Annotated in this window: 1 protein-coding gene; it reads left to right on the forward strand. The window is 56.5% G+C overall.

Annotation, left to right across the window (positions count from 1 at the left end; all coding sequences use genetic code 11):
* Positions 1 to 10: 10 nt before the first annotated feature.
* Positions 11 to 202 carry a CsbD family protein gene (locus MRBLMR1_RS08610; protein WP_183688166.1) on the forward strand — a complete coding sequence of 64 codons (192 nt, stop codon included), beginning with the start codon at positions 11 to 13 and terminating at the stop codon, positions 200 to 202.
* Positions 203 to 255 lie beyond the last annotated feature (53 nt).

A 255-nucleotide genomic window follows, 5' to 3' on the forward strand; every position in this document is an offset into this window, starting at 1 on the left:
AGATCCCATTATGGGTTCCACAGCTGATAAAGTTTCCGGCAAGGCGAATGAAATGACCGGCAAGGCAAAGCAGGCCGTTGGCGGCGCCACCGACAACAACAAGCTCCAGGCAAAGGGTGCCGCCCAGGAAGCAAAGGGTGATGCACAGCAGGCCAAGGGTGAAGCCAAGGACGCGGTGGAAAAGGTCGTCGACAAGACCTGATCGTTCCTGCCACAGAATGAGTGATGGCCCGCAAACGCGGGCCATTTTTTATG

This window comes from Neorhizobium sp. LMR1-1-1.1, from assembly GCF_040675795.1.
In the GTDB taxonomy this organism is placed as follows: domain Bacteria; phylum Pseudomonadota; class Alphaproteobacteria; order Rhizobiales; family Rhizobiaceae; genus Neorhizobium; species Neorhizobium cellulosilyticum.